The organism is Longimicrobium sp. (genome assembly GCA_036389795.1).
In the GTDB taxonomy this organism is placed as follows: Bacteria; Gemmatimonadota; Gemmatimonadetes; order Longimicrobiales; family Longimicrobiaceae; genus Longimicrobium.
This window is the reverse complement of the sequence record DASVWD010000222.1, coordinates 1-18741: the sequence shown is the minus strand read 5'-3', so window position 1 is coordinate 18741 and position 18741 is coordinate 1. Positions and strand designations below refer to the sequence as shown.

Below are 18741 nucleotides of genomic sequence, written 5' to 3'. Positions count from 1 at the left end.
GTGAGCCATGCCGACTTTCCGCGAGAACCCGTACGGGGCGTTCAACTTCCTCGTCTCCATCGACGGCATCGACGGCTCGGAGGGGAGCATTCTGGGCGGCTTCTCCGACGTGAGCGGGCTGGGGACGGACGTGAACTACTCCGAGTATCGCAACGGCAACGAGAAGTTCAACACCGTGCGCAAGATCCCCAACACGCACAAGCCCGACGACGTGACGCTGAAGCGGGGCGTGATCGGGTCCACCAACCTGTGGGAGTGGCTGCGGGGGGTGCGCGACGGCACCGCCGCCCCGCGCGCGGTGAGCATCACGCTCATGGACGAGGCGCGCAACGCGGTGGCAACCTGGCGGCTGCGCAACGCCCAGCCGAAGAAGTGGACCGGCCCCACGCTGGCCGCCAAGGGCGGCGGCGAGGTGGCGATGGAGGAGCTGTCGCTGGTGCACGAGGGGATCGAGTTCGAATGAGTCCTTAGTGCTTTAGTGCTTAGTCCTCGGTGCTGAGTGCCAGGTACGACGCCGAGGACTGAGCACTAAGGACTAAAACACTAAGCACTAAAGGACGTCGCACTTCGCACCTCGCACTTCGCACTGGAGTTCATGCGGGAACGACTGCTCCTCGGCGCCCCCGGGGTCTACCCCCTGCCGGACGAGCCGGTGCGCGCGCTCACGGGCGTGCGCATGGACGTGGCCGCCTTCGTGGGCGTGGCCCCGCGCGGGCCCGCGCGCCTGCCCGCCTTCACGGCGTCGTGGGCCGAGCCGCCCCGCGGGCCCGCCGCGCCCACGCTCGGCTTACGCTCGGTGGCCGTCCCCGTGGAGAGCTGGAGCGCCTACCGCCGGCTCTACGGCGGCTTCGAGGGGCCGGGGCTCCTCCCCTACGCGGTGGCCGCCTTCTTCGAGCAGGGCGGGCGGCGCGCCTACGTGGTGCGCGTGGTCCACGACTACGGCGAGGGGATCGCTTCCAACGAGCACGGGACGGCCTTCGGCGACGTGAGGGGCGCCACGCCGCGGCTGGGGGGGACGCTCCGGCTCCGGGCCCGGGACGAGGGGAGCTGGGGGAACCGGCTGCGCGCCACCCTCTCCTTCCGCGTGCGGCCGCTCCCGTTCGAGGACGCCCCCACCACCGCGGCCGAGATCGTCCCCACCGCCCAGACGCCCGTGCCGGCGGGGACGCTGCTGCGGCTCTGGCTGGCGGGCGGCGTGGCCGAGCTGCGCTTCGTGAGCACCGTGCGCGACGAGTGGGACCCGGAGGACCCGGTGCGGCGGCGGGTCTCCGTACTGGAGTCGGCGGCCGCCTCCAAGCCCGAGCGGGTGGAGGTGGTGGAGGCGGACCTGGCGGTGGTCGACCTGGCCGACGACGGGATCGAGCGCGCCGAGGTGCACGAGCGGCTGGGGCTCTCGGCGCTGCACCCGCGCTGGATGGCGGCCGTGCTCTACCGCGACTCGTCGCTCGTCTACCCCGACCCGGCCTGGATCGAGGACGACCTGGAGGTGGACGACCCCAAGCTGCGCCCGCCGCCCGCGCCGCCCTCGCCCCAGTTCACCTGCGGGCGCGACCGCTACGAGGCCATCGTCCACGACGACTTCTTCGACGGCCGCTGGACGCCGGGCGACGAGCAGCCGCGGAGCGGGATCCACGCCCTGGTGGAGCTGGACGACCTCTCCATCGTCTGCGTCCCCGACCTGTACTCGCCGGAGCCGCTGGCCGGGCGCAAGGACGCGGCCGACGTGAGCCTCGCCGGGCCCGCGTTCGAGCCCTGCGTGGAGCTGGCGGTGGAGCCGGAGCCGCCCTCCTCCGGCGTGGACTGCCCGGACGGGCCGGCGGAGCCCGACGGGTCGGCCGGGGAGCTGGTCGCGCTGCACCTCGACCCGGAGCTCGACTTCGACGAGATCGTCGCGCGGCAGCAGCAGGTGGTGGACCTGGCGGAGGAGCTGCGCTCGTGGGTGGTGCTGCTCGACGTCCCCCCGGGGCTCCCCCACCGCAGGGTGCTGGAGTGGCGCGCGCGGTTCTCGAGCTGGTGGGCGGCGGGCTACCACCCGTGGCTGCGCGTCTCGCGCCCCGACGACGAGCGCGACCCGCTGGTCTCCGTCCCGCCCTCGGCCTTCGCGGCGGGGATCGTGGCGAAGCAGGAGATCGCCTTCGGGGTGCCGCACGGGCCGGCCAACGCGCGGGTGGTGGGCGCGGTGTCGGTGCTGGACCGGGTGAGCCCCGCGCGCCACGACGAGCTGCACCAGCAGGCGGTGAACGTCTTCCTCCCCGAGCGCGACGGGATCGTGCTCACCGCCGGGCGCACCCTCTCGCGCGACCCGCTCTGGCGGCAGCTCTCGGTGCGCCGGCTGATGACCATGCTGGGCCGGACCCTCCTGCAGCAGATGCAGTGGACCGTCTTCGAGCCCAACAGCGCGGCGCTCCGCGACGAGCTCCGGCGGCTGCTGGAGCTCTACCTGGGGCAGCTCTTCACCGCCAACGCCTTCCGCGGGCAGACGCCGGCCGAGGCCTTCTTCGTCAAGTGCGACGAGGAGCTGAACCCGCCGTACGAGGTGGACCAGGGGCGGCTCTTCTGCCACGTGGGCGTGGCCCCGGCCGAGCCGCTGGAGTTCATCGTCCTCAAGCTCTCGCGCGGGGGCGACGGCACCCTGGTGACGGAGGAGTGAGATGGCCGTCGACGCCGCCCACCGCCTGGCGGGCACCTTCAACTTCCGCGTGTCGCTCCGCAAGAGCGCCGCGGCCGAGTCGGGGCAGTCGGGGACCACGGGCGCCGCCGGGGCCACCGCGGGGATCTCCGCCAGCATTTCCGTGGAGATCTCCCTGGGGAGCTCCGCGGGGGGCGAGTCGCTCGGCGACGGCGGCTTCCAGGAGTGCTCGGGGCTCGAGGTCGAGATGGACGTGCAGGAGCTGCAGGAGGGCGGGCGCAACAACGGGGTGATCCGCCGCGTGGGGCGGGGGAAGTACACCAACCTGGTGCTCAAGCGCGGGATGTTCTACGGCAGCGACAACCGGGTGAACACCGCGCTCTGGGCCTGGCTGCAGGGGGTGCTGAACGGGGTGCGCCCCGTGGCCCGCTACGACGGCACCATCCAGGTGCTTGGGTTCGACGGCGCCACCGTGCTGGCCACCTGGACCTTCACCCGCGGCCTCCCGGCGAAGGTCTCCGGCCCGCAGCTGAACGCCAAGACCGGCGACGTGGCGATCGAGGAGCTCCACATCGCGCACGAGGGGCTGCAGCTGGCGCTGTAAGGAACGGCATAGCTCACACAGAGGACACAGAGAACACAGAGGAAAGCGAGACCGGAGCGACGCATCGGATGCAGTTTCTCCGTGTCCTCCGTGTCCTCTGTGTGAGACCTGAAAGCAGTTGAGGCACCGGCAACCACTCGGGAGGACGCGTGGCGGCACTCGAGAAGGCGAAGCTGATCAAGCTCAGCAACGACTCCAAGGACACCGAGCTGGAGACGATCACCGTCCAGTTCAACCCGGCGTCGCTGCGCCTCACGCTCACCAACAACACCGAGGGGGGCGCGCAGAAGGGGCGCACCGCGCAGCAGTTCACCGGCAACTCGGCCACCGAGCTCTCCTTCGACCTGGTGTTCGACACCGCCGACGAGACGGGCGGGGGCGGTGAGCCGCGCAACGTGCGCGAGAAGACGGCCAAGGTCGAGCAGTTCGTGCTCCCCCAGGGGCCCGCCGGGAAGCGCCAGTCGCCCCCGCGGGTGAAGTTCGAGTGGGGCGGGCTTGAGATCAAAGGCGTCATCAGCACGGTGTCGCTCGACTTCGACCTCTTCGCCGAGAACGGCTTCCCGCTCCGCGCCAAGATGAGCGTCTCCATCAAGGAGCAGAACGCCGACTACCAGCTGATGAAGTCGGGCCCCGGCTCCAGCAAGGAGGGCAACGCCCCCTCCGCCACCGGGGGGATCGGCTTCGGGATGCCGGGGAGCCTGGGGCTGGGGCTCAACCTGGGCCTCGGCGTGGGGCTGGAGCTGGGCCTCTCGGCGGACTTCACCCTGGAGGCGATGGCGGGGGAGAGCCTGGCCGACTTCGCCGCGCGCGTGGGGGTGGACCCCGGCGCCTGGCGCGGGCTGGCCGCCGGGGTCGACGGCACCCTCTCGCTCGAGGCGGGGGTGGAGATCGACGTCGACACCTCGCTCAACCTGAGCGCCGGCGTGGGCGTCAGCACCGGCTTCGGGGCCGACGTGGGCGCCTCGCTCGAGGCCTCGCTGGGGCTGGAGCGCTCGGGCTCGCTCTCCGCCGGGGCCGGGGCGGGCGCCACCCCCGCGGCCTCGTCCGGCTTCGCGCTCTCCGCGGCCGGGGGCGTGGGCGCGGCGGTCGAGACGGTGCGCATCGCCAAGGCCGAGGCCGCCGCGGGGTCCGCCATCCGCTCCTTCGGCGCGGCGGGCGCCAGCGCCACCGCCAGCGTCCCCTCGGGGGGAACCAGCGCGCTCGCCTCCGGCGCGGCCGCGTCCTACGTGCCCACCGCGCCGGCCGCCCCGTCCCCCTATCCCGAGGGGGCCACGGTGATCTCCGTCGAGCCCGAGTCGGCTTCCGCCGCGTCGACCGCCACCCCGGCCGCGTACGCGCCGCCGCGGGCGGACCCGCGCGCGGTGAGCTACGGCTTCGGGGTGCCGCTCCGGCCGCTGGTGAGCGGGGCCGCGCAGGCGCGCTCCGGCGTGGTGGCGCTGCGCCCGTACTACAGCGCCGCCGAGGTGCCGGTCACCCGCGACCCCACCATCCCGCCCTGGGAGCAGCTCCCCGCCGCCTCCACCACGCGCGAGCTCCCCTCCGGCGGCCCGGTGCGGCGGAAGAAGGTCGGCGGGTCGACGTCCGGTCCCGGTGATTTCCCGGCGGCGACCGGATTGACGAAGTCCGAGACGAGGCAGCGCCCGCGCGGCGCCCGCACGGGGTGCGGGTGCGGCTGCGGGCCGGGAGGGAAGCAGAGATGAGCGTGCGCGTCGACGAGCTCTCCACCGAGGTCACCGCCGAGGCGGCCCCCACCACCGGGGCGGAGAGCGGCGCCCAGGCGATGGAGTGGCAGGAGCAGGAGAAGGCGGCCGCCGCGGCCATGCGGCTGCTGCGCGACGGCCTGCGCACCCGCGCCCACGGGTTCGATGACTGAGCCGATCTTCTACTCGGCCGAGCCCGTCTTCCAGGTGGACGGCACCGTGACCGGCGAGCTCGCGCGCGACTGCCTGCGCCTGGAGGTGGAGGAGACCACCGAGGGGCTGAAGACGCTCACGGTGCGGGTGGCCGGCACCCCCGCCCACCCTGACACGCCCGAGGTCCCCGAGCGCTGGCTGGACGGTAGCCTGGTCGACTTCGGGAAGAAGATCGACCTGGCGCTGGGCCCCAGCGGCACCGCCCGCACCGTCTTCCGCGGCCTGGTGAGCGCCATCGAGGCGGTGTGGGCCGAGACCCGCGAGCCCCAGGTGGTGCTCTTCGCCGAGGACCGGCTGATGGACCTGCGCATGACGCGGCGGATGCGCACCTACGAGAACCAGAGCGACGCCGACATCGCCAGCGAGATCGCCTCGCAGCACGGCCTCTCGCCCCAGGTGAACGCGGACGGGCCCACCTACGACGTGGTGCAGCAGTGGGGGCAGAGCGACCTGGCCTTCCTGCGCGAGCGCGCCGGGCGCATCCAGGCCGAGGTGTGGGTCGACGACGACACGCTGCACTTCGAGAGCCGCTCCAGCCGCACGGGCACCGAGATCACCCTGGTGCAGGGGAACCAGCTGCTGGACGTGGCGCTGCGCGCCGACCTGGCCCACCAGCGCACCAAGGTGCAGGTGAGCGGCTACGACGCGAAGGACCGCGACACCATCGACGAGAGTGCGGAGGGCGACGTGGTGCAGGCCGAGGTCACGGGCGGGAAAACGGGGCCCGACGTCCTGCAGCGGGCCTTCGGCGAGCGGGTGAGCCGGCGCGTGCGCGACGTGCCGCTCACCGACGGCGAGGCGCGCGAGTGGGCCCGCGCCGAGATGCTGCGCCGCGCGCGCGGCTTCGTGACGGCGGTGGGGACCACCAACGGCACGCCGGAGATGGTGGTGGGGAGCCGGCTGTCGCTGGAGCGGGTGGGCGCGCCCTTCAACGGCGGGGGCTACTACGTGACCCGCGTGCGCCACAGCTACGACCGCGAGAGCGGCTTCCGCACCCGCTTCGAGGCCGAGCGCGCCACCGTGAACGAGGGGACCTCGTGAGCGGGCCGCGCGCCGCCGGGCCGCCGCTGCACTGGGGCGTCTACCCGGCCATCGTCACCGACGTGGTGGACCCCGAGCGGATCGGGCGCATCCAGGTGCGGCTCCCCTGGCTCGGGAGCGACGACGGCGAGGTGCGCGCCTGGGCCACCCTGCTCACGCCGTACGCCGACGACGACCAGGGGTTCGAGGCGCTCCCCGCGGTCGACACGCAGGTGGTGGTGGCCTTCGAGGCCGGGGACCTGCGCCGCCCCTACATCGTGGGCAGCTGCTGGAACGGGAAGGAGGCGCTCCCCGAGGAGGCCGACGCGCAGAACAACAAGCGGCTGATCAAGTCGCGCGCGGGGAGCCTGCTGGAGTTCGACGACACCGCCGGCGCGTTCAAGGTCACGCTCTCCATGAAGAGCGGGCACAAGCTGGTGCTGGATGACGGCGCGCAGCAGGTGACTTTGAGCCACTCCAACGGGTGCACCATCACCATGGACGCCGCGGGGAACGTGAAGATCAACGCCAACGTGGCCGTGGACGTGACCGCCAGCGTGATGAACGTGCACGCGCCGGTGGCCAACTTCGACGGGGTGATCAACTGCCAGACCATCGTCTGCAGCGTGGGCGTGGTCTCGCCGATGTACACCCCCGGCGCCGGCAACATCTGGTGAGCGGCACGATGAGCCCCGTCGCCGTCGCCGCGGTTCGCGGTGTGTCTCGTAGGGGCGAGCATGCGAGTCCGAGCACAGGCTGCACCTGCGCGAAAGGCCGCCTGCCGCGCACGAGCCAGCATCCGCCGGTCGAGGCATGCCTCGACCCTACGGATTCCCCGAGCAGAGTCGCATCAACCGCCCCAGGACGGGTGTGAGGCGATGGCCAACTGCGACGACCGTCCCTGGAAGCTGATCGCCCCCTGGTGGCGCTGGCCGAAGCTCGTCCCGCAGACGCCGGGCGCGCCGAAGCGCGACGTGCGCTCCACCCGGCCGGTGGTGCAGAAGTACGACACCTCCGACCCGGTGAGCCTCTTCGTCAAGGAGCCGCAGAAGTCGCTCCTCTACGGCGACGACGACATCGTGCAGAAGGTGGTCGCCGGGCCCGACGTGAAGCCGTCGAAGACGCTGTCGCGCTACTCGCTGCAGCCCACGGGGGTGCGCAAGCTCTTCCTCCCCACCCACAAGCGCTTCTACCTGGTGGTGTGCGAGCTCCACTGCGACCAGGCGGGGCTGCCCAGCGTCTCCCGCGACAAGGTGTGCGAGGCCGGCTTCGTGGTGCGCCGCTGCCGCCTCTCCTTCCGCAGGGAGCACGCGGCGCTGGCCGCCGAGCTGGTGCAGAAGGCCGGGGCGCTGACCGCGCAGCTGGCGAAGGTCGAGCGCTCCGGGCAGCAGCGCGTGCTCAAGAAGCGGCACCGGGTGACCAAGGGCGGCGTCTTCGGCGCCATGGCCGGGGCGGCGCTGGCGCCCGCGAAGTCGAAGCTGGCCCAGGCGCTGGACGCGAGCACGGCCGCCAAGCGCGCGGAGCTGCAGACGCAGCTCGCCGCGGTGCGCGCCGACATCGCCAAGTGGAAGGTCGACGCGGACGCCGTGACCCTCGCCGAGGGGTGGGTGCCCTCGGGGACGGAGAACGTGGGCAGCTGGCAGGTGGTGGGCGAGACGCCGGAGGAGGTCACCGAGCAGGTCTATCCCCTCTACCCGCTGGTGGCCGACCCCCGGACGGCGGGGCACGACGCGGAGGGGAAGACGCTCTACTTCGGGATGCTCCCCGTCTCCAGCCGCGAGGTGGAGGCGGGCGGCACCGCGCGCTTCGACGACGCCAGCCGCTACCAGGTGCGCTGCTACGTCCGCCGCCACCGGTGCGACTGCCCGAAGACGGGGGAGAGGAACGACTGCGGCGGCGAGCTGGTGTGGAGCGAGGCGAGCGACGTCTTCCAGCTGGCGGCGCCGTTCGACCCGGTGGGGACGGGGAACCACCCCGTCACCATCCAGCTCCCCGACATCCCGGCGCTGGCGGCCACGGTGGGCGCGCGGCTGCCGGTGCAGATGGTCTCCCCCGCGGGCTCGGCGATGAGCTTCCAGGTGGACGACGACAAGCCCGTGGACGGCAGGCTGGGCGAGCTGCCGCAGATCTGCTTCATCTCCATCCCGCTCATCACCATCGTCGCCACCTTCGTGTTCATGCTCTTCCTGCCGATCGTGGTGTTCGTCTTCCAGCTCTGGTTCCTGCTGGGGCTGAGGTTCTGCATCCTCCCCAGCGTCTCCTTCAGCGCGGGGGCCGAGCTGCACGCCGACATCGAGGGCGAGCTGGGGCTGCACGTGGGCGCCGAGCTCGACGTGCTGCTGGCGGCCGACATCGGGCTGGCGGGGCTGGGCGACTCGGGGCTGAAGGACACCAACTTCGACGGCACGCTGGACACGGCCGACCTGCAGGACCCCGCCTTCGCCGATTCGGACTCGCCGCCGGCGCAGATCAGGGCGGCGTACACCACCGAGGCGCTCCGGTCGCTCAGGGACCAGGTGGCGACGGACCGCAGCGACGAGGTGGAGGCGGGCTCCGTGCTGGTCGGCCTGGCGTACGAGCCGCGCGTGGAGCGCTGGGAGGTGGGGGCGTGAGCCGCGTGGCCGAGCGGCTGGGGCGGGGGTGGCGCTTCCCCGTGGCCCCGCGCGGGGGCGACCTGCAGTACGAGGAGGGCGCCGAGAAGGTGCGCCAGGCGCTCTGGATCGTGCTGGACACCGAGCCGGGCGAGCGGGTGATGCGCCCCACCTTCGGGTGCGGGCTGCGCCGCTTCCTGATGAAGCCCAACACCGCCGCCACCCGGGCCCTCATCCAGCAGGCCGTGGCCGAGGCGATCGGCCGCCACGAGCCGCGCGTGTCGGTGCAGGAGGTGCGCGCCGAGCCGGGCGACGACGCCGCGATGGTGCTGGTGCACGTGGGCTACACGCACGTCCGCGACGGGAAGCCGGGGAACCTGGTGTACCCGTTCTACCTGGAGTGAGGGCGCATGCCGCTCCCGACCCCGATCCTCGACGACCGCTCCTGGCAGCAGCTCCGCGACGAGCTGGTCCGCCGCATCCCGGTCTACACCCCGGAGTGGACGGACCACAACCCGAGCGACCCCGGGATCACGCTGCTGGAGCTGTTCGCCTTCCTGGGCGAAAACCTGCTCTTCCGCTTCAACCAGGTCCCCGAGGCCACCCGGCTGGAGTTCCTGCGCCTGCTGCAGGTGCCGCTCCGCCCGGCGCGGCCCGCGCGGGCCATGCTGGCGCTCACCACCACCGGGGCGGAGGTGCTGGTCGCCAGGGGGAGCGAGGCGAAGGCGGGGAGCACCGCCTTCGAGACGCAGGACGAGGTGAAGGCGTGGCCGCTCTCGGCGCGCGCCGTGGCCAAGCTCACCTCGGGCGAGCCGGAGACCGAGGAGGCGCGGGTCTTCGCGGCCGCGGCGGTCTCCGCGCGCGAGCTGGCCGAGGACGAGACGCCCGCCTACTACGTGGCCGAGGTGCTGGGCGACGACCCCACCGTCCCCGGCTTCCAGGCGGTGGACTTCGGGGCCACCGTGGACGGCATCCTCTGGATCGCCGTCTTCAAGACCAGGGACACCGACGTGGGGCGCCTGGGCGACGCGGTGGTGAACCTGGGCTTCATCCCCGACCCCGTCGTCCTCACCATGGACGAGGTGGACCCCTGCCCCGGCGCGGACGGCGAGAGCCCCACCGACGAGGTGGCGTGGGAGGTCTCCACCGCGGCGCTCACCGACGCCGGCGAGCCGGTCTACCGGCCGCTCACCGTGGTCGGCGACACCACGCGCGGGCTGTCGCAGCAGGGCGTCGTCCGCCTCCGCCTGCCTACCGAGACGCCGCTGCGCCCGGAGGACCCGCCGCCCGCCGAGCCCGACCCGCGGCGCCCCGGCTTCCCGGCGGTGGAGGAGGTGCTGGAGGGGACGGGCGCGCTCCCCCCCGTGCTGGAGGACGAGGCGCTGGCGGCGGAGCTCCTCTTCTGGATCCGCGGCTACCGGCGCCGGAGCGACCGCCCGCTGGAGCGCGTGACCTGGGTGGGGATGAACGCCGCCGAGGTGCTGCAGGTGCGCACCGCGCGCACCGAGCTGCTGGGGACGGGCACCGGCGACGCGGGGCAGGCGTACGCGCTGGTGCACTCCCCCGTGCTGGCGGACTCGCTCGTGGTCGAGGTCGAGGAGCCGGGGGGGTGGACCCGCTGGGCCGAGGTGGACGACTTCTCCGCCAGCGGCCGCGACGACCGCGTCTACACGGTGGACCTGGAGGCGGGCACCGTCCGCTTCGGCGACCGCACGCGCGGGCGGCCGCCGCGCATCGGCGAGCGGATCCGCGCGAAGGAGTACCGCTACGGCGGCGGGACGGCCGGCAACGTGGCCGCCAAGGCGATCAGCAAGGTCTCGGTGGGCGGGGTGAAGGCGTCGAACCCGCGCCCGGCGTTCGGCGGGGCCGACGCGGAGGAGGTGAAGGACGCCGTGGAGCGCATCCCCGGCGAGCTGCGCCGCCGCGACCGGGCGGTCACCCGCGACGACTTCCGCGAGCTGGCGCTGCAGACGCCGGGGGCGAGCGTGGGCCGCGCCGAGGTGCTGCCGCGCTTCCACCCGCCCACCCGGCTGCGCGAGGCCGCGGGCGTGGTCACCGTCGTGGTCTGGCCCCGGGAGGACGCGCTGCACCCGAACGCGCCGCTCCCCGACCGCGACCTGCTGCGCTGCGTCTGCGCCTGGCTCGACCAGCGGCGGCTGGTGACGACGGAGCTCTACGTCGTCCCGCCGACCTACCGCAAGGTGGCCGTCTCCGTGGGGCTGGTAGTCAAGCCCGGCTTCGGGGTGGAGGCGGTGCGCGCCTGGGTGGAGCTGGTGCTGCGACAGTACCTGGCCCCGCTCCCGCCGTACGGCCCCGCGGGCGAGGGGTGGCCGCTCGGCCGGCGCGTGCACGGCCCCGAGCTGGAGGCGGCGGCGCTGCAGGTGGAAGGCGTCGAGTATCTCGAAGGGCTGGAGGTGGCGCGCTGGGTGGAGGGCGGCTCCGGCGGGGGCTCGTGGGTGGAGGGGACGGTGGAGCTGGAGCCGTGGGAGGTCCCCGAGCTGGCCGAGATCACCGTGGTGGAGGGCGCCCCGCTGGCCCCCGGCGAGCAGCTGGCGCCGCCGGACCTGGGGACGGGCGTGGCGGTGCCGATCCCCACGCTGCGCGAGGAGTGCTGAGGTGAGCAGCATCCGCCCCTTCGCGCTGGTGGACGGCGGCGACTCGTGGGCCCGCGCCAGCCACCACTACACCTTCCTGGAGCTGGAGGAGGGGGTGGTGGAGCTCGCCTGGACGCCGCCCGGCGAGGGCCAGGCGCCCGCGGGCCCGCCCCCCGCGCCCGCGGGGCTGGCCTTCGACGCACAGTGCCGCCTGTACCGGAGCGACCCCGCGGCCGGGCAGGTCGCGCGCACCCACTGGAGGCCGTCCACCCCGCTGGGCCGGCACGCCGCGCTCCCGCCCGAGGTGGAGCTGTTCGAGCCCCTTCCCGAGGAGCCGGAGGGCGACTTCGCGCCCGAGGCGCCCGGCGGGGGGCCGCTGGCCGGGCCGCGCGGGCTGGCGGTGGACGTGGACGACCGCCTCTTCGTGGCCGAGACGGGCGCGGGGCGCATCCTGGTGTTCGACCTCTGGAGCCGGCGCCTGCTGCGCACCGTGCCGACCCCGCCGGGGACGCGGCCGCTGGACCTGGCGGCCGACGGGCACACGGTGTGGGCGGTGCTGGAGGGCTCCCCCGTGCTGCTGAAGCTCACCGCGCGCACGGGGCCCGAGCTGGTGCCGCTCCCGCCCGAGGTGCTGGCCCCCACGCGCGTCGCCGTCTCCCCCGAGGGCGAGCTGGCGGTGCTGGTGGGCGCGGGGACGGCGCTCGCCACCGTGGTCCCGGTCGGCCGCCCGCACGACGTGCTCCCCGTGCCGCGGGCGACGGACATCGAGTGGGAGTCGGACGACGTGCTGGTGGCCGCCCGCTTCCCCGGCGAGACCTTCCGCCGCTTCCGGCTGGTGCCCGGGGCCACGGAGGAGCAGCTCCCGCTGATGGCGCGCGGCTACGACGGGATGGGGATCGCGCGCGCGCCGGACGGGCGCATCGGCTTCTGGACGGCGCACGGCTTCCGCCCGGCCGCCACCGCGCGCGTCCGCTACGCGCAGCGGGGGCTGGTGATGACCTACCGCCTCGACGCGGGCGAGTACCAGAGCCAGTGGGGGCGGCTCTTCCTGGACGCCTGCGTCCCGGCGGGGACGGCGCTGCGGGCCGCCTTCTTCACCACCGACGAGGTGTTCGACGAGCCGGCGCTGAACCGCGCGCTCCCGGGGAACCTGCCGTCGTACACCGTGCACCGCTTCGACCTCTCGCCGGCCATGCCGCCGATGTCGCTGCTCCCCGAGGACGAGAACCACGAGGTCCTCCCCCAGGACGACTCCGCCTGGCGGCCCCTGCACCGGCGCGAGAGCGGGCGCGAGCTGGCCTGGGCGTTCCCCCAGCGCGGCGACACCTTCGTCACCTACGAGGCGCCGGTGGACGCCGGGCCCGGGCGCTTCCTCTGGGTGGCGCTGGAGCTCACCGGGAACAGCCGGGTGAGCCCGCGGGTGCGCTCGCTGCGCGCGGAGCGCAGGGGCCACGACTACCTGCGCCGCATCCCCAAGACCTTCTCGCGCGACCCGGTCGACGCCGACTTCCTGCGGCGCTACCTGGCGATCTTCGAGGGGCTGCTGGGCGAGCTGGAGAACGAGGCGGCCCACCGCGAGTACCTGCTCGACCCCCACGGCACGCCCGAGGACCTCCTCCCCTGGCTGGCCAGCTTCCTGGGGATGGCGCTGGACGAGCGCTGGCCGGCGGCGGCGCGGCGGACGCTGGTGGCCGAGGCCGCCCGGCTCTTCCGCTTCCGCGGCACGGTGCCGGGGCTCGCGCGCTTCCTGGAGATCTACCTGGGCGAGCCCGTGATCGTGCTGGAGCACTTCCGGCTACGGGGGATGGGGGGCGGGATCGTGGGCGAGGCGGGGCCGCCGGTGTCGCGCGCGGTGCTGGGCGGCGGCTTCCGCGTGGGCGGCGCCGTGGGCGACCCCGGCGAGTCGCCGCTCACCGGGACCACCGAGGACGCCTTCGCCACGCACGCGCACCGCTTCAGCGTGATGGTGCGCGGCTCGCTCGACGCCGAGCAGCTGGCGGTGGTGAACGACGTGCTGGAGGTGCACCGGCCGGCGCACACGCTGGTGGAGGTGTGCACGCTGGGCGCGGGGATGCGCGTGGGCCGCGGGCTGCACGTGGGGATCTCGTCCACCATCGGGCACACGGGCGGCTTCCGCACGCTGCAGCTGGGCGGCTCGGCGCTGGGCCGGGGCTTCATCGTCGGCCGCCCCGAGGCGGGGACGGTGGCGGGCGCCGGCCGGCTGAACGTCGACACGCGGGTGGGGTGACGATGGACGCCGTGCACGTCTCCCGTCTGCAGGCGCGCTACCGCCTCCCCGCCGGGTCGCCGGAGGCCCGCGCGCGGCTCGACCGCGTGCTGCGCGAGGTGCTGGACGGCGCGCTCGAGGACGCGCTGGAGCGCTCCGGCGTGGCCGCGGGCGAGGAGGTGTGCCTCCGCCACGTGGACGCGTCGACGCGGCTCAGCCTGGGCGAGGCCGACGGCGCGCTGGCCTCGGCGTGGGGCGCCGCGCTGGCCGAGGCGATCCGCGCCACGCTCGCCGCGGGCGGGCCCGGCGTGGTGCGCTACCGCTCGCGCTCCCAGGCGCTGGTGGACCTGCTGGTCTCCGTGGCCGCGGGCGACCTGCGGCGCTCCTGGGCGTGGCGCCAGCTGGGGACCTGGAGCGCGGGCGAGTCGCCTTCGGCCGCGGCCGCGGCGGAGGAGGCGGGCCGCGTCCTGCTGCGGCACCCCGCGGAGGCGCCCGCCGCGCTCGCCGCCGCCGCCCGCGCCGGGGCCCTCCCCGCGCTCGCCGCGCGCGTCCCGGTCGTGCTCTGGACGCTCCTCGCCCGCGCCGCGCTCGCCGCATCGATCGGGGACGAGGCCGCCGCCGCGCTCCTCGCCGCCGCCGCGGACGCATCCCCGTCTCCCCAGGCTCTCGACTCGCCTGCGACGACCATCATCGCGGAGCGCGCTGTCCGCGCGTCGGCGATCGCCCGCGCGGCGTTCACTCCGTTCACTTCGTCGCCGCAGGTGGTCCGCTCGCTGGCGGTCCTGGCGCTGCTGGAGACGGAGCCCGCCGCGCTGCGCCGCCCGCCGCCCGAGGCCGCCGCCGTCCTCCGCCACGTCGAGCGGGAGATGGGGATCGCCCCGTCCCCCGAGCGCCCGGCGGGGCCGGCCGCCGACGAGCGGGAGCCGGCCGTGGCCGAGCGGACCGAACGGCGCGCCGAGGTGTCGAGCGACTTCGATCGCCCGAGGACGGGGGAAGAGGCCGTCGCGCCGGCGGAAGCGGGCGAAGACGAGGAGCGGCCGCTCCCCTCGGTGCGCGCGGAGGGCGAGACCCGGTGGGGCGGGCTGCTCTTCCTGGTCCACCTGGTCGGCGAGCTCGGGCTCCCGGAGGAGATCGACGCGGACGAGGCGCTCGCCGCGCGGCCGTTCCGCTGGGTGCTGCACCGGCTCGCGCTGCAGCTGCTGGCGCTGGACGAGCGCGACCCCGCCGCCCTGGCCTTCTGCGGCCTGGGCCCCGACCGCGACCCGCCCTCGCGCGGCGAGCCGCCGGTGGACGACGAGGAGCAGGCGCGGATCGGGGAGCTGGCCCGCCGCGTCGCCCGCGCGCTGCACGAGCGCGTGCGGGGCGAGGAGGCGCCGGACGCGCGGGCGGCCGCCGCGCTGCTGCGCGAGGTGGGGCGCCGCACGGCCGTCGTCCTGGCCGACCCGGGGTGGATCGACGTGCGGCTCATGCTGGACGAGGTGACCACGGAGGTGCGGCGGGCGGGGCTGGACCTGGACCCCGGCTGGGTGCCCTGGCTGGGCGTGGCGGTGAGGTTCGTCTATGAGTAGCGCCGCCCTGTTCGCCCTCCCCGCGCCCGCCGCGGAGGCGCCCGGCGCCCGCCTGGCCCGCGAGGCCGCCGCGCTCGCCGCCCGGCTGGCGCAGCTGCTGGAGCACGCGCTCCCCGAGCCCGGCGAGCACGGCGCCGCGCGCGACTTCCTGCGCGCCATGGCCGCCGCGGCCGACGAGGAGCCGCCCGCCGCCGCGGACGCCGAGCCGCACCCGCTCGACCGCCTGGCCGGCGCCCTCCGCCTCTCGCCCGTGGAGGTGGACCTCCTCCTCCTGGCCGGGCTCCCCGACGAGCACGAGGGCTACGCCGGCGTGCTGCGCACGCTCCACCCCCGCGGCGAGCCGCGGCCCACCACGGGGCTGGCCGCCCAGCTCCTCTGCGCCTCGCCCGGCGAGCGGCTCCTCTTCCGGCGGGTGCTGGAGACGGGCGCCGCCACGGGCGCCGGGGCCGTGCGCGCCGACGGCGAGGGGCCGTTCTGGGAGCGCACCCTGCACCCGGCCGAGGGGCTGTGGTCCGCCCTGCACGGGCTCGACGCCTGGCCCGCCGCCCTCGCCCGCGCCGAAGGCCCCATCGTCCTGGCCGGGCTGGAGGACTGGCTGGAGGAGCGCGAGGCGCTGGCCGCCCGCGCCGCCCTGGCCTCGGGCGAGCCGTGGACGGTGCTGGTGAGCGCCGACTCCGACGAGCTGGCCGCCCAGCGCGGCGCCGCCCTGGCGGCGGCCGCCGGCGCCGAGCCCGCGCGCTTCACCCTCCCGCACGGGCACCCGGAGGGCGCCGAGTCGCTCGTCTCCCTGCACTCGCTGCTGCGGGGGATGGTGCCCGTGCTGCGGCTGCCGCCGGCGGACGGACCCGGCGCGCGCGAGTGCCCCGCCTTCGCCCGGCACCCGGGGCCGGTGGTGCTCTGCGCCCGCGCGGGCGGGGCGCGGGTCAGGGGCGAGCGGCCGGTGCTGGAGGTCCCCGCCCGGCGGCTCACCACCGCCGCGCGGAGCGAGATGTGGGCCCGCCTCCTCCCCGAGCTGGCCGACGAGGCGCCCGCGCTGGGGGCGCGCTACACCGTGGACCCCGCCACCGCCCGCGCCGCGGCCGACGACGCCCGCGCCCTGGCCGCCCTGGAGGACCGGGCGCCCCGGGCCGGCGACGTGGGGCGCAGCGTGCGCACCCGCGCCGGGCTCGCCCTCTCCAGCGGCGTGCGGCTGGTGCGGCCCACGGCCGGGTGGGACCAGCTGGTCCTCCCGCCGCAGCGCAAGGCGGTGCTCGGCGAGGCGGTCGGCCGCATCCTGCACCAGGCCACGGTGCTCGACGAGTGGCGCTTCCTGGAGGGGCGCCCCGGCGCGCGCGGCGTCCGCATGCTCTTCGCCGGGCCGCCGGGGACGGGGAAGACGCTGGCGGCCGAGGTGCTGGCCTCGGCGCTCGGGGTGGACCTGCTGCTGGTGGACGTCTCGCGCGTGGTCTCGAAGTGGATCGGCGAGACCGAGAAGAACCTGGCCGAGGTGTTCGACGTGGCCGAGGGCGCGCAGGCGGTGCTGCTCTTCGACGAGGCCGACGCGCTCTTCGGCAGGCGCACCGAGGTGAGCGACGCGCACGACCGCTACGCCAACCTGGAGACGGCGTACCTGCTCACCCGGCTGGAGCGCTTCGAGGGGCTGGCGGTGCTCTCCACCAACCTGCGGCAGAACATCGACCCCGCCTTCCTGCGCCGGCTGGAGTTCGTGCTGGACTTCGACGAGCCGGCCGCCGCCGAGCGCGAGGCGCTCTGGCGCTGCCACCTCCCGGCGGGCGCGCCCCGGGCGCCCGACCTGGACCCGGCCGAGCTGGCCGCCCTGTACCCGGTGGTGGGCGGCTTCATCAAGAACGCCGCCGTGGCCGCCGCCTTCCTGGCGGCCGCGGAGGGCACCCCGATCACCCGGCGCCACGCCGTCCGCGCCGTGCGGCGCGAGTACGACAAGACCGGCCGCGCCTTCCCCGGGCTGCCGTCCGGGATGTCCGCGCCCTGAACCAAGAGGATCCCCCATGGCCGCCGTCCCCGAGACCCTGCAGGACCTGGCCGTACAGGTCGCCGCCCTCTACGCCGCCGCGAAGACCGAGGCCCAGGAGTCCGTCGCCGCCGCGAATACCTCGCTCTCGGCCGCGCGCGAGCGGGTGCGCGCGGGCGGCGAGTCCCTGGCGGCCAAGAACCAGGAGATCGCCGCCAAGCGCGCCGAGCTGGCCGACGCCGAGGTCCCCACCGAGGCCGCGGCGCTGGTGGAGGAGCTGGCCGACCTGCAGGCCGAGGCGCGCGCCCTCCAGGCCGCGCTGCTGGACGACGCCGACGCGGTGGCGCGCGGCGAGGCCGAGGTGAAGGCGGCCTCGGGCTTCCTGGACCGCGTCTCGGCGGCGCTCTCCGAGGCGCAGGCCGAGCTGGTGCGCGAGGCGGTGGAGGGCCCCCGGCGCCAGGAGCTGCGCGACGCGGTGGCCGACCCCCCGCTCGACACGCTGGCGGCCGACGCGGCGGCCGCCAAGGGGGCCGGCACCGAGTTCGACGACGCGAAGAAGCGGGTGACCGACGAGATCCCCGCCGACCTGCTCACCGCCGCGCGCAAGGGCGTGGAGGTGGAGGACCTGCGCCGGAGCCAGCAGGCCGCCTCGCTGGAGGCGGTGGAGGACCTGCTCCTGGCCGAGCTGGAGGGCAAGGGCGGGCTCGACGAGAAGGCGGCGGCGCTGCAGCTGCGCTTCGCGCGCGCCGACGCCGCGCTGCGCGCCTGGGTGAAGCAGGGCCCGGGGCGGCTGACGCAGGCGCTGGTGCAGGCGGCCGCCGTGAACGCGGGCACCTCGCTCCTCACCGACGCCGAGGAGGCGGAGGTGGCGGCGCGCGAGACGGCGGGCGCGGCGGCGGTGCCCAAGCGCACGGCGCGCGAGGACGCCCGCAAGGACGTGATCGAGGCCGAGGTGGGCCTCGGCGACGCGCTGACCACGGCGCTGGCCCCCGACCCCACGGCCGACGTGAGCGCCGCCCCCGCCGTCGACACGGCGGAGCAGGCGCTCAGCGACGCCCGCACGGCCTTCACCGACGCCCAGGGCGAGTACGTGGAGTTCGCCGACGGCAGCGCCCCGCCCACCTTCGCCGAGGACTTCACGGCGTTCTCGTCGGCGCTGCCGGAGAGCGTCTGGCGCAGGGTGGTGGGCTTCCTGGAGGCCGAGGCCACGCTCACCGAGCTGGGCGGCGTGGACGGCGACACCCTGGCCACCGACCACGCGGACGCCGAGAAGGCGCTGGCCGCCGCCCTCTGGGACGCCGAGCGCCACGCGCTGACGGTGGCGTTCCTGGAGGAGCAGGTGGCGCTGCGCGAGGCGCTGGCCGCCCGCGCCGACGCCGCCCGGAGCGCGCGGATGCTGGCGGCGGTGCGGGGAGACGGGTGAAGTGCGAAGTGCGAGGTGCGAAGTGCAAGTGCGAGAGTGCGAGAGTGCGAAAGTGCGAAAGTGCGAAAGTGCGAAAGTACTCTCGTTCGGCGGGCGGGCGTCGGCGCCCCGCGGGCAGGCCCTCACCCGCCGCCTTGGAGCGGCAACCCTCTCCCGACTTCGGGAGAGGTGGACATGACGACCCCGCATCGGCCCCATCGGAT

At 75.3% G+C, this 18741-nt stretch carries 14 protein-coding genes; all 14 read left to right on the top strand.

All coding sequences use genetic code 11. From position 1 onward, the window contains the following. Positions 1–7: 7 nt before the first annotated feature. The gene (locus tag VF746_25890; GenBank protein HEX8695874.1) at positions 8–463 is read left to right on the top strand and encodes a phage tail protein; all 456 of its coding nucleotides are present in this window, start codon (positions 8–10) and stop codon (positions 461–463) included. Between the two features lie 132 nt (positions 464–595). Further along, positions 596–2650, top strand: coding sequence for a phage tail sheath C-terminal domain-containing protein (locus tag VF746_25885; GenBank protein HEX8695873.1), 2055 nt, complete (start codon positions 596–598; stop codon positions 2648–2650). Position 2651: 1 nt separating this feature from the next. Beyond that, positions 2652–3233, top strand: a complete 582-nt coding sequence (locus VF746_25880) for a phage tail protein (GenBank protein HEX8695872.1) — start codon at positions 2652–2654, stop codon at positions 3231–3233. Between the two features lie 149 nt (positions 3234–3382). Continuing rightward, complete coding sequence (locus VF746_25875) at positions 3383–4933, top strand: hypothetical protein (protein HEX8695871.1); 1551 nt, start codon at positions 3383–3385, stop codon at positions 4931–4933. Then, positions 4930–5106: a hypothetical protein gene (locus VF746_25870; protein HEX8695870.1), complete on the top strand. Its 177-nt coding sequence runs from the start codon at positions 4930–4932 to the stop codon at positions 5104–5106. Before VF746_25875 ends, VF746_25870 begins: the two co-directional genes overlap by 4 nt. Further along, positions 5099–6187 (top strand): contractile injection system protein, VgrG/Pvc8 family, encoded by a 1089-nt coding sequence (locus tag VF746_25865; GenBank protein HEX8695869.1) that lies wholly within the window; start codon positions 5099–5101, stop codon positions 6185–6187. The genes VF746_25870 and VF746_25865 overlap by 8 nt, the downstream gene beginning before the upstream one ends. Continuing rightward, positions 6184–6843, top strand: a complete 660-nt coding sequence (locus VF746_25860) for a phage baseplate assembly protein V (GenBank protein ID HEX8695868.1) — start codon at positions 6184–6186, stop codon at positions 6841–6843. Before VF746_25865 ends, VF746_25860 begins: the two co-directional genes overlap by 4 nt. A gap of 201 nt (positions 6844–7044) precedes the next feature. Continuing rightward, positions 7045–8778: a hypothetical protein gene (locus tag VF746_25855; protein ID HEX8695867.1), complete on the top strand. Its 1734-nt coding sequence runs from the start codon at positions 7045–7047 to the stop codon at positions 8776–8778. Continuing rightward, positions 8775–9161 carry a GPW/gp25 family protein gene (locus VF746_25850; GenBank protein HEX8695866.1) on the top strand — a complete coding sequence of 129 codons (387 nt, stop codon included), beginning with the start codon at positions 8775–8777 and terminating at the stop codon, positions 9159–9161. Before VF746_25855 ends, VF746_25850 begins: the two co-directional genes overlap by 4 nt. Positions 9162–9167: 6 nt before the next feature. Then, positions 9168–11372 (top strand): putative baseplate assembly protein, encoded by a 2205-nt coding sequence (locus tag VF746_25845; protein ID HEX8695865.1) that lies wholly within the window; start codon positions 9168–9170, stop codon positions 11370–11372. Position 11373: 1 nt separating this feature from the next. Next, entirely contained in the window at positions 11374–13599 is a 2226-nt protein-coding gene (locus VF746_25840; GenBank protein ID HEX8695864.1) for a phage tail protein, read from the top strand. Then, a complete protein-coding gene (locus tag VF746_25835; GenBank protein HEX8695863.1) occupies positions 13596–15146 on the top strand; it encodes a hypothetical protein in 1551 nt (516 codons plus the stop codon). Before VF746_25840 ends, VF746_25835 begins: the two co-directional genes overlap by 4 nt. Next, on the top strand, positions 15139–17136 hold the full coding sequence (locus tag VF746_25830) for an ATP-binding protein (GenBank protein ID HEX8695862.1): 1998 nt from the start codon (positions 15139–15141) through the stop codon (positions 17134–17136). The genes VF746_25835 and VF746_25830 overlap by 8 nt, the downstream gene beginning before the upstream one ends. A gap of 16 nt (positions 17137–17152) precedes the next feature. Continuing rightward, positions 17153–18538, top strand: coding sequence for a hypothetical protein (locus VF746_25825; protein ID HEX8695861.1), 1386 nt, complete (start codon positions 17153–17155; stop codon positions 18536–18538). Positions 18539–18741 lie beyond the last annotated feature (203 nt).

Bases quoted from the DNA above. Each gene is read 5' to 3' on its own strand.
- VF746_25865 (HEX8695869.1), top strand. From the start codon at position 5,099: ATGACTGAGCCGATCTTCTACTCGGCCGAGCCCGTCTTCCAGGTGGAC.
- VF746_25870 (HEX8695870.1), top strand. From the start codon at position 4,930: ATGAGCGTGCGCGTCGACGAGCTCTCCACCGAGGTCACCGCCGAGGCG.
- VF746_25880 (HEX8695872.1), top strand. From the start codon at position 2,652: ATGGCCGTCGACGCCGCCCACCGCCTGGCGGGCACCTTCAACTTCCGC.
- VF746_25825 (HEX8695861.1), top strand. From the start codon at position 17,153: ATGGCCGCCGTCCCCGAGACCCTGCAGGACCTGGCCGTACAGGTCGCC.
- VF746_25845 (HEX8695865.1), top strand. From the start codon at position 9,168: ATGCCGCTCCCGACCCCGATCCTCGACGACCGCTCCTGGCAGCAGCTC.
- VF746_25830 (HEX8695862.1), top strand. From the start codon at position 15,139: ATGAGTAGCGCCGCCCTGTTCGCCCTCCCCGCGCCCGCCGCGGAGGCG.
- VF746_25855 (HEX8695867.1), top strand. From the start codon at position 7,045: ATGGCCAACTGCGACGACCGTCCCTGGAAGCTGATCGCCCCCTGGTGG.
- VF746_25885 (HEX8695873.1), top strand. From the start codon at position 596: ATGCGGGAACGACTGCTCCTCGGCGCCCCCGGGGTCTACCCCCTGCCG.
- VF746_25890 (HEX8695874.1), top strand. From the start codon at position 8: ATGCCGACTTTCCGCGAGAACCCGTACGGGGCGTTCAACTTCCTCGTC.